At 53.1% G+C, this 3,656-nt stretch carries 1 tRNA gene and 2 rRNA genes; all 3 read right to left on the bottom strand.

The features are described 5' to 3' along the window. Positions 1–77 (bottom strand) — tRNA-Met (locus AC2FD8_RS19655). 88 nt (positions 78–165) lie between these two features. Further along, a 5S ribosomal RNA gene (gene rrf, locus AC2FD8_RS19650) occupies positions 166–280 on the bottom strand. 185 nt (positions 281–465) lie between these two features. Beyond that, positions 466–3,294: ribosomal RNA gene (locus tag AC2FD8_RS19645) — 23S ribosomal RNA — on the bottom strand. Positions 3,295–3,656: the final 362 nt, after the last annotated feature.

Raw genomic sequence — 3,656 nt, 5'->3', positions numbered from 1 at the left:
TGGTTGCGGGAGTAGGATTTGAACCTACGACCTTCAGGTTATGAGCCTGACGAGCTACCGGGCTGCTCCATCCCGCGACACTTTGGTGGGCCTACCGCCTATTCGGCTACTTGAGGCCGGGTCGTTTTTATTGATCGTATTAGAGAGATGTTGGGCTTTTTCTAGGTTTGGCGGTGACCTACTCTCCCGGGGCTTAAGCCCAAGTACCATTGGCGCGGCAGTGCTTAACTTCCGGGTTCGGGATGGGACCGGGTGTTTCACTTGCGCTATGACCACCAAACCGAGGAAAAGCCCACGTCGCTGTTTTTGCGGAGCAAAAAAGCGACGGGTGGCAGACAGCGTCTTTGCTTGCAAAGGCGCGTTGCCACTCGGTTGTTATGTCAATCAACAGTGTCGCTTGGCGCGACACAGCCATCCATTGTCAAACTTGGTGTATGTTTTTGATTTGTCTTCCTATTACTGGATCAAATCAAGCCTATCGGGCGATTAGTACCGGTCAACTGAACGCATTACTGCGCTTACATCTCCGGCCTATTGACGTGGTGGTCTTCCACGGCCCTCAGGGAGACCTTGTTTTGAGGGGGGCTTCCCGCTTAGATGCCTTCAGCGGTTATCCTGTCCGATCATAGCTACCCAGCACTGCCGTTGGCACGACAACTGGTCCACCAGTGGATCGTTCACCCCGGTCCTCTCGTACTAGGGGCAACTCCTCTCAAGTCTCCTACACCCACGGCAGATAGGGACCGAACTGTCTCACGACGTTCTAAACCCAGCTCACGTACCTCTTTAAACGGCGAACAGCCGTACCCTTGGGACCTGCTCCAGCCCCAGGATGAGATGAGCCGACATCGAGGTGCCAAACACTGCCGTCGATATGGACTCTTGGGCAGTATCAGCCTGTTATCCCCGGCGTACCTTTTATCCGTTGAGCGATGGCCCTTCCACTCGGGACCACCGGATCACTATGGCCGTCTTTCGACTCTGCTCGACTTGTCAGTCTCGCAGTCAGGCTGGCTTCTGCCATTGCACTCAACGAGCGATTTCCGACCGCTCTGAGCCAACCTTCGCGCGCCTCCGTTACGCTTTAGGAGGCGACCGCCCCAGTCAAACTACCCGCCACGCAGGGTCCCGGATCCGGATAACGGACCGCGGTTAGACATCAAGAGTGCGAAGGGTGGTATCTCAAGGGAGGCTCCACAGGGACTTGCGTTCCTGCTTCAAAGCCTACCACCTATCCTGCACATCACAATCCTGATGCCAGTGCGAAGCTGTAGTAAAGGTGCACGGGGTCTTTCCGTCTAACCGCGGGAAGCCTGCATCTTGACAGGCAATTCAATTTCGCTGAGTCGATGTTGGAGACAGCGGGGAAGTCGTTACGCCATTCGTGCAGGTCGGAACTTACCCGACAAGGAATTTCGCTACCTTAGGACCGTTATAGTTACGGCCGCCGTTTACCTGGGCTTCAATTCAAGGCTCTCACCTCTCCTTTTAACCTTCAGGCACCGGGCAGGCGTCAGACCCTATACGTCGTCTTGCGACTTCGCAGAGCCCTGTGTTTTTAATAAACAGTCGCCACCCCCTGGTTTGTGCCCCCAGCCCCTAGTTGCCTAGGAACCGGGCCTCCTTCTCGCGAACTTACGGAGGTATTTTGCCGAGTTCCTTCAACATCGTTCTCTCAAGCGCCTTGGTATGCTCTACCAGTCCACCTGTGTCGGTTTAGGGTACGGTCTGATGGAGGGCTATTTCCAGGAACCACTCAGCAGCCCAATCAATCCGATAAGATTGAACTACACCTGTGATCCGTCACATCCTCCTGGCCTAGGAATATTAACCTAGTTCCCATCGCCTACGCCTTTCGGCCTCGGCTTAGGGGCCGGCTTACCCTGCTCAGATTAGCTTTAAGCAGGAACCCTTGGACTTTCGGCGAGAGTGTCTCTCACACTCTTTGTCGCTACTCATGTCATCATTCTCACTAGTGATCTCTCCACCGGATGGCTCACGCCCCGGCTTCATCGAAAGCCTCTCTCCTCCAATCTGCCCGAAGGCATGAAGGAGGAATGAGACTATGTCACACTACGCTCTGCTACCGATGCTTACGCATCCCTAGACTTCGGCTCATGGCTTGAGCCCCGTTACATCTTCGCCGCAGGACAACTTATTTAGACCAGTGAGCTGTTACGCTATCTTTAAAGGATGGCTGCTTCTAAGCCAACCTCCTGGTTGTTTTGGTCGTCCCACCTGCTTTCCCACTTAGCCATGAATTGGGGGCCTTAGTCGTAGGTCAGGGTTGTTTCCCTCTCCACTACGGACGTTAGCATCCGCAGTGTGTCTGCCATCTAGTACTCCCGGGTATTCGGAGTTTGGTTAGGATCAGTAAGCCTGTGGGGCCCCATTACCCATCCAGTGCTCTACCCCCCGGGGTATTCGGATGACGCTCTACCTAAATAGATTTCGCAGAGAACCAGCTATCTCCGAGTTTGATTGGCCTTTCACCCCTAGGCACAGCTCATCCCGATCCTTTTCAACGGATGTGGGTTCGGTCCTCCAGTAAGTGTTACCTTACCTTCAACCTGGCCATGCCTAGATCACTCGGTTTCGGGTCTGATCCCACGAACTCATGCGCCCTATTAAGACTCGCTTTCGCTACGCCTACACCTAACGGCTTAAGCTTGCTCGTGAGACCAAGTCGATGACCCATTATACAAAAGGTACGCCGTCAGATCTCGAGGATCCTCCGACTGATTGTAGGCGTTCGGTTTCAGGTACTGTTTCACTCCCCTCGTCGGGGTGCTTTTCACCTTTCCCTCACGGTACTGGTTCACTATCGGTCAGCAAGGAGTACTTAGCCTTCGAAGGTGGTCCTCCGATCTTCAGACAGAATTTCACGTGTTCCGCCCTACTTAATACGTCCTTCAAAGCTTCCTATACGGGGCTGTCACCCGCTATGGCCACGCTTCCCAACGTGTTCTAGTCACTTATCCGGCTCGGCTGGTCCCCGTTCGCTCGCCGCTACTAGGGGAGTATCAATTGATTTCCTTTCCTCCGGGTACTTAGATGTTTCAGTTCCCCGGGTTTGCCTTTATAACCCTATGTATTCAGGTCATAAATACTTGATTAAACCACCTATTGATTACCCGAAGGGTAACAATAGAGAGCTTTCAAGTGGGTTGCCCCATTCAGAAATCCATGGATCAAAGCTTATTCTCAGCTCCCCATGGCTTATCGCAGAGTATCACGTCTTTCATCGCCTCTTGCTGCCAAGGCATTCACCAAACGCCCTTCTCGCGCTTGATTTGATCCAGAAAAAGAAAGACTTGATATTGGCACTACCGCCTATTCGGCTACTTGAGTGCGTTTGACCGCACACAACCAAAGCTGCGCTAGTAATCAAATCAATCACGATGACCCAGCTGGTAACTAAAGGTCATCTGTTCTTCTGAACCAAAAACATACATTTCCCGCCCCCGCCACTTGGACGAGGACAATTGAGCAACCCCATATGGTCTCTCAGCCGTGCAGCTGATCAACGCAGGTCGCTCGGGTTAGTATATTAGACTTGGACAACTCTGTTCGTTTCAGTCGCGATACACATTCCAGGCCGGCTAGACCCAAACTGTGCCTTCTGCCAAATGGCAGAAACGACCGAGATCAGTGCC

The sequence above is a fragment of the Ruegeria sp. YTSC192 genome (genome assembly GCF_059609705.1).
This window is presented reverse-complemented; position numbering and strand designations above follow the sequence as displayed.